Here is a 6,329-nt window from a genome sequence, read left to right as displayed (position 1 = left end):
CGGAAAAAAAGTACTCACCATCGCACGAGAACTCGGATGCTCACGGGCAGCAGTAGCAGCAGCAATGCGCCACCACAACCTCACACGCCCCTTCCTCACCATCGAAGAACAGACACGGAAAAAACTCAGGTTCTAACCTCCTTTTTTTCCCGCTCACCCTCCGCACCATCCTTGTACCACACGTCGGAAACATACAAACCAGAAAAAACAGTCTCTTTGCTCATGTTTGTGTTCCCGGAATAACTCCGGGGAACACTCCCATGGCTGCCTGTGGCAGGCTCGATATCCTCATCGGATATCCGGGGTGTCACACATCTGTTCACAAACTCATCAGTTCATCGAATCTGTACGCAACAGAAAATTAATTCTTCTTTGCGTGCTTACCGGTTGCCTTCGGTGCTTCGACTTTTGCGTCTGCAACCGGAGCTGCTACCTTTTTTGCCTCTTTGTGTGACATAAATCTACATGTGCTTTTGTCGTGTATAAAGTTGTTTGTCGGGACATGGGAAAATGCGCATATCGCTGCCGGTTCTCAAAATAACGGATATTTGGGTCGCAAACAAACCACGCAGAACTCCCGGATTCACTCCCGCGCACCATTCGTCAACAACCAGGAAAAATCTCAGGGTTTTTCTCTACGGGATGCAGCCTGTCCGCAAAAAAATAGAAGGGATTCAAACGAAATAAATTGACTCAAGACTCCCGTAGGCAATGGTTTTCCCATCGCGGAGTGCCTCGATCACCTCATCCATTTTTGCCTCAGCAGAGATTGAAATCGGCTCCGCACGACCGAAAACCTGAAACAGCATCCGTTCCTGACTACCAAGTTTTGGTTCCGGACCATGCCAGCCGTGTTCCCCGAAATCATTCACACCCTGAACTGCTGGAAAGGGGAATCCTGGTACAGGACCCTGCTCGTAGCCCGGCGGAATGTATCCGACTGAAGGAATATTCCAGATCGACCAGATGCACTGCATCTTCCCTTCTCCGGATTTATTCTGTACAATTGCTGCGACGTATTTTACCTCTGCGGGCACACCGGTAAGATCAATCTTCGGTGAAATATTCCCGCCGGAGAATGTACTTGAGGGAGTGATGCCGCTCGACCCGAGATGAATAGTCATCTGTTGCATACAGTATACTCTCCTGAAAACCTAATAGATGTATAGATTGGGGAAAAATTTACCCTGTCCCAAATCCCCAGCAATAAATAGCAGGAAAAGCAACACAACCCGTATGGACGAACTGACCATCTACACCGATGGTGCAAGCCGCGGAAACCCGGGAGAATCCGCAGCTGCATGGCTGATTCTTAGAGGATGCGACGTACTGGAATCTGAGGTGCGGATTCTCGGAGTGCAGACCAACAATACCGCCGAGTACATGGCACTTCTGGGTGCTCTCGCCGCTGCAAAAAAATACAGCGAACCGGCATCCACAAGTCTTACCATCCTTTCGGACAGCGAACTGATGATCTCACAGATGATCGGAAAGTATGCAGTACGCTCAAAAACCCTCAAACCCCTCTATGATGAAGCGATACAGACTGCATCCAACTATGCAGAGGTACTGTATGTACATGTTCCACGCGAAAATGCATATATCGGATCCTGTGACTGGCTGTGCAACAACGCACTTGACACACTTGCCGCAGCGAAAAATACAGCACAACAGCAGAAACGCAATGACCCGATCGAGTGCAGACCCATCGGCATTGTTCACTCCCCCTTTCACGAACGAAAAGACGCCCCCAATCAGGGAAAAAACACCGATGAACTCAGTACACTTGAAATATATCCTGAATATTCCGACGGACTTCTGGGGTTGTCCGAAGGTGATCCGGTATTCATTCTCTGCTGGTTTGATCGATCCGAACGCGACATTCTGCAAGTCGTTCCCCACGGAGGCCGCCGGGAACTGACCGGCGTATTTGCAACCCGTGCACCCGTCAGACCCAACCCGATCTCCCTGACACTGGTAACGATCATTTCAATCAGCGGAACCCGCATCACGGTCAGGGGGCTTGAAGCTCTCAATGAAACGCCCGTACTGGACATAAAACCCTATTACCAGGGAATTGATGTCCCGGAAAAACATGTCTGAGGAGCGTTTTTCCTCCACGCCAAATACGCAAAGGATATACTCTCCGCCGTATAACAGGGTATGCAATAAGTTATATAGACTTACATTACAGGTGAAACTAAAATGTCAGACCAACCCGAAGGATGTGACGGCCACTGCGACGGATGCACGCAGAAGACCGATACCTGTCAGCAGCCGAAGAAAGCAGAGATCAGCGTACGCCACGTAATACTTGTTCTTTCCGGAAAAGGCGGTGTCGGCAAGAGTACGGTATCCGTCAATCTTGCATACGCACTCTCAAACCATGGATACCAGACCGGTCTCCTTGATCTGGATATTCACGGCCCGAGCATTGCAAAAATGCTCGGCATTGAAGATCTGAAACTACAGGCAATTGGCAATAAAATCATGCCGGTAAAGATCACCGGCTCCCTGAAAGTTGTATCAATGGCTCTCCTGCTGAACACGACCGACAGCCCGATTGTCTGGCGCGGACCAATGAAAGCTGCGGCAATCCAGCAGTTCCTGGGAGATGTTGACTGGGGAGACCTTGACTATCTCGTCGTTGATCTGCCGCCGGGAACCGGTGACGAAGCCCTGAACATTGTACAGTTTGCGCCGAATGTTGAGGGTGCAGTTATTGTCACCACTCCGCAGGATGTCGCCGTACTTGACTCAACAAAAGCAATCAAGTTCGTAGAAATGATGGATCTGCCGGTGCTCGGTATTATTGAGAACATGTCCGGTATGGTCTGTCCTCACTGCGGCGAAGTCGTGGATCTCTTCGGCAAAGGCGGAGGAGAAAAAGCAGCAAAAGAGTACAATGTGCCCTATCTTGGATCCATCCCAATCGACATTGAGATGCGCAAGGCAGGCGACGAGGGAAGACCATTCATCGTGAGAAAACCCGGACAGGCAAATCCGACATGGGACGCAGTCGATAAGGTCATGGAAAACCTGATTGTCGAAGTCGAAAAGAGAGACGAATAACATTTTCATCTTTTTTTGAATGCTCGTGACTCGCTTATCTGGTTGTTTCAGATAAAACTGTGTTCACATTTTCCAATGATAGTATCATTTGTAAAACAGACAAGCGGCATCAGACCCCTGCGTCATCATAACCATGTGGCTCAGCGGGGGTAACTTTCATCATTTGCCGCCTGTATGTAGAATACCTATTCTATTGAAAAGCCAAACTATCAGTCTTTCGCTTTGCAGCATTAGGATACACATTATTAATTCCGCAAAGCGCCAACACTATTACTATTATGTCAGAGAGGAGGACACTGACAATCGGAGTTGCGATAAATATCGGCAACTATGAAAGTCTCCGCCTTGAGGTGAGCGATTGCGTGCAGACCGAAGGAGATGCAGCGGAGCTTGCCGCATACCTGAACCACGTTCTGGACGGATATGCTCAGAATGATGCAGCAACCCGTGCATCAATTGACAAGTATCGGACCCGCGTACTGGAAAAACATGCACCGGACATGCCGGCATCTTCATCACCCGACCCGCTGGATGAACTCTTCGGCCCGGTTCCCGCGTTTGACGGAGTAGTGATAAAGGAGGAGCAGAAAACTCCCGAACCGGTAAAAACCGGGGAAGCCCCGACTGTTCCCGAACCGGTTATTAGAGAACCCGAGCCGGTAAAAACCGGGGAAACCCCGAAAGTCCCCGAACCGGTTATTAAAGAACCCGAGCCGGTAAAAACCGGGGAAGCCCCGCAAGTCCCCGAGCCGGTTATTAAAGAATCCGAACCGGTAAAAACCGGGGAAACCCCGCAAGTCCCCGAGCCGGTTATTAAAGAACCCGAACCGGAAAAAATCGGGGAAGCCCCGCAAGTCCCCGAGCCGGTTATTAGAGAACCCGAGCCGGTAAAAACCGGGGAAGCCCCGCAAGTCCCCGAACCGGTAATAGCTGAAAAAAACACCGCATCAAATAAACCGACAGAGGAACCGGTCACCTATACCTGCGAAAAATGTGGCGCAGCTGTTTCCAAGGTACAGCGCGATGTATCCAACCTATTCATGGGTAAAACACTCTGCAAAACCTGCATGAAATAAGGAGAAAAACCATGAAAAAGAATCTGCTTATGTGGGATCAGACCCTCTTCAGAGACATCGAAGTATTTGACATCGATTATGTCCCCGAACAGTTTGAATACCGCGACGAGCAGATTCAGGAGCTGGCCTATGCCGTCCGTCCGGCCCTCGCCGGAGGCCGCATCCTCAACACCGTCTGCCGCGGTGTTCCCGGAACCGGAAAAACAACCTCCGTCAAAAAACTCTTTGAAGAAATTGCAGGGACCACCAAAAAGATTGTACCCATCCATATCAACTGTCAGATTGACGGATCGGAGTACGCAATCTTCTCGCGAATTTACACAAAACTCACCAAAAACCGCCAGCCGCCGAGCGGCACCTCCTTTAAGATGCTCTTTGACATGATTGCAAAGTACATCGAAAACGAAGAAATAACCCCGATCATCTGTCTGGACGACGCCAACTACCTCGTATATGAAAAAGAACTGAACAAAGTCCTCTACGCTCTCCTTCGTTCCCATGAAACCTATGAACATGTCAGAATCGGCGTGATCATCATCATCAGCGACCCTGACGTTGATCTGGAACGATCTCTTGACGCCCGTGTTGCCTCCGTATTCCGGCCTCAGACCATTCACTTTGCCCCCTACACCGCGTCTGAAGTTGCAGGCATTCTCTCCCAGCGGGTAATGCAGGGCCTCTACTCCAATGTACTGAGCAGTGATCTCCTCGATCGCATCGTCGACCGCACCATGAAATGCGGCGACATCAGAATCGGCCTTGACCTCATCAAACGTTCCGTCATGAACGCCGAGAAAGCAGCCAGAATGAATGTCACTGACGACGACGTAACAAAAGCATTCTCCATCTCCCGTGACCTCCGGCTCGCCGAACTCGTCCGTGTCCTCTCCGTTGATGAAGCAAACGTCCTGTTTCAGGTTGCTGAAATGACAAACAATACAGATATTATCACCACTAAATCCGTGCACAGCTCCCTTGGTGAGAAAGCAACAGGCTACACGCGGTATGTGCAGATCATTGAAAAACTCGATCATCTGCGGCTGGTGACTCTTACCTATCAGAATGCCGGAAACGGCAGAACGAGAATAATCAGCCTCAGATATGACCCAAAACGTGTTCTTGCCCTGCAAAAAAACCAAACAGGCTGCAACGTAAACTCATAACCTTAATCTATTTTCCTGATCCATAACTGAATCATATTCCTAAAGGGGGATAATCTTGGTTAGCGTAAATGAACTCGGACTCGATCTCTTCGAAGAACTCGTCGAGAATGCAGATTTATTCAATGTAGCATATCATGAACTTGACAACGGCGCCCGTATCGTGGACTGTGGTGTGGCTGTTCCGGGAGGCTTCGGCGCCGGCGACTACTTCACCCGTATCTGCATGGGCGGCCTTGGCGACATTGCATTCCGTCAGGGAATGGTCGGCAAGTTCCCGATGACCTTCATTGATGTGAACACCGACTTCCCGGCAATCTCCTGCCTTGGTGCACAGAAAGCAGGCTGGACCGTGAAACACGAAAACTTCTTTGCCATGGGATCCGGCCCTGCACGCGCCCTGTCCCTGCAGCCGAAACACACCTATGAGGTTATCGGTTACGAGGATGAATGCGATGCAGCCGTCATCTGTCTGGAAGCAGACCACCTGCCGAACGGTGCAGTCATGGAAAAAATTGCAGAAAAATGCAAAGTTGATGTTGCCAACGTCTGTGCCCTTGTTGCACCGACCTCTTCCATCGTCGGCTCCATCCAGGTTGCCGGACGCTGTGTGGAGACCGCTGTCTACAAACTGAACGAACTCGGCTTTGACACCCGCAAAATTCTCGCAGCTGCCGGTACCGCACCAATCCCGCCGGTTCGCGGCCCCAAACTTGCCATGGGTGTTACCAACGATGCAACAATCTACCACGGGCAGATCAACTTAACGATGAACGCTCCGGAGATCGTTGACTATCTTGAAAAGATCCCAAGCTGTGCATCCAACGGATACGGCAAGCCGTTTAATGAGATCTTCAAAGAAGCAGGTTACGACTTCTACAAGATCGACACCAGCCTCTTCTCCCCGGCAGAAGTCGTCATCAACGAAGTTTCCACCGGCAAAGTGTATCAGGTCGGCAAAATCGATGTTGATGTAACACTGAAGTCCTTTGGACTTGCATAAGAAAATCATGGGGAACCC

6 protein-coding genes are annotated in these 6,329 nt (G+C 50.2%); 5 read left to right on the top strand and 1 reads right to left on the bottom strand.

Going from position 1 to position 6,329, the window contains the following annotated elements; all coding sequences use genetic code 11:
- Positions 1 to 674 precede the first annotated feature (674 nt).
- Positions 675 to 1,133 carry a YbhB/YbcL family Raf kinase inhibitor-like protein gene (locus tag O0S10_RS06700; RefSeq protein WP_268925114.1) on the bottom strand — a complete coding sequence of 153 codons (459 nt, stop codon included), beginning with the start codon at positions 1,131 to 1,133 and terminating at the stop codon, positions 675 to 677.
- 103 nt (positions 1,134 to 1,236) lie between these two features.
- Here O0S10_RS06700 and tsaA point away from each other — a divergent pair, with 103 nt between their 5' ends.
- The 5 genes from tsaA to mch all read left to right on the top strand — a co-directional run bounded on the left by tsaA (position 1,237) and on the right by mch (position 6,311).
- Positions 1,237 to 2,103, top strand: a complete 867-nt coding sequence (tsaA, locus tag O0S10_RS06695; RefSeq protein WP_268925113.1) for a tRNA (N6-threonylcarbamoyladenosine(37)-N6)-methyltransferase TrmO — start codon at positions 1,237 to 1,239, stop codon at positions 2,101 to 2,103.
- 102 nt (positions 2,104 to 2,205) lie between these two features.
- A complete protein-coding gene (locus O0S10_RS06690) occupies positions 2,206 to 3,072 on the top strand; it encodes an Mrp/NBP35 family ATP-binding protein (RefSeq protein ID WP_268925112.1) in 867 nt (288 codons plus the stop codon).
- 278 nt (positions 3,073 to 3,350) lie between these two features.
- Positions 3,351 to 4,148, top strand: coding sequence for a hypothetical protein (locus O0S10_RS06685; RefSeq protein ID WP_268925111.1), 798 nt, complete (start codon positions 3,351 to 3,353; stop codon positions 4,146 to 4,148).
- 11 nt (positions 4,149 to 4,159) lie between these two features.
- Positions 4,160 to 5,311: an ORC1-type DNA replication protein gene (locus tag O0S10_RS06680; RefSeq protein ID WP_268925110.1), complete on the top strand. Its 1,152-nt coding sequence runs from the start codon at positions 4,160 to 4,162 to the stop codon at positions 5,309 to 5,311.
- Positions 5,312 to 5,366: 55 nt separating this feature from the next.
- Positions 5,367 to 6,311, top strand: a complete 945-nt coding sequence (mch, locus tag O0S10_RS06675; RefSeq protein ID WP_268925109.1) for a methenyltetrahydromethanopterin cyclohydrolase — start codon at positions 5,367 to 5,369, stop codon at positions 6,309 to 6,311.
- The last annotated feature ends 18 nt before the right edge of the window (positions 6,312 to 6,329 follow it).

Source organism: Methanocorpusculum petauri, assembly GCF_026891975.1.
In the GTDB taxonomy this organism is placed as follows: domain Archaea; phylum Halobacteriota; class Methanomicrobia; order Methanomicrobiales; family Methanocorpusculaceae; genus Methanocorpusculum; species Methanocorpusculum petauri.
The sequence above is the reverse complement of the archived record's forward strand: the minus strand, read 5'-3'. Positions and strand labels throughout refer to the sequence as shown.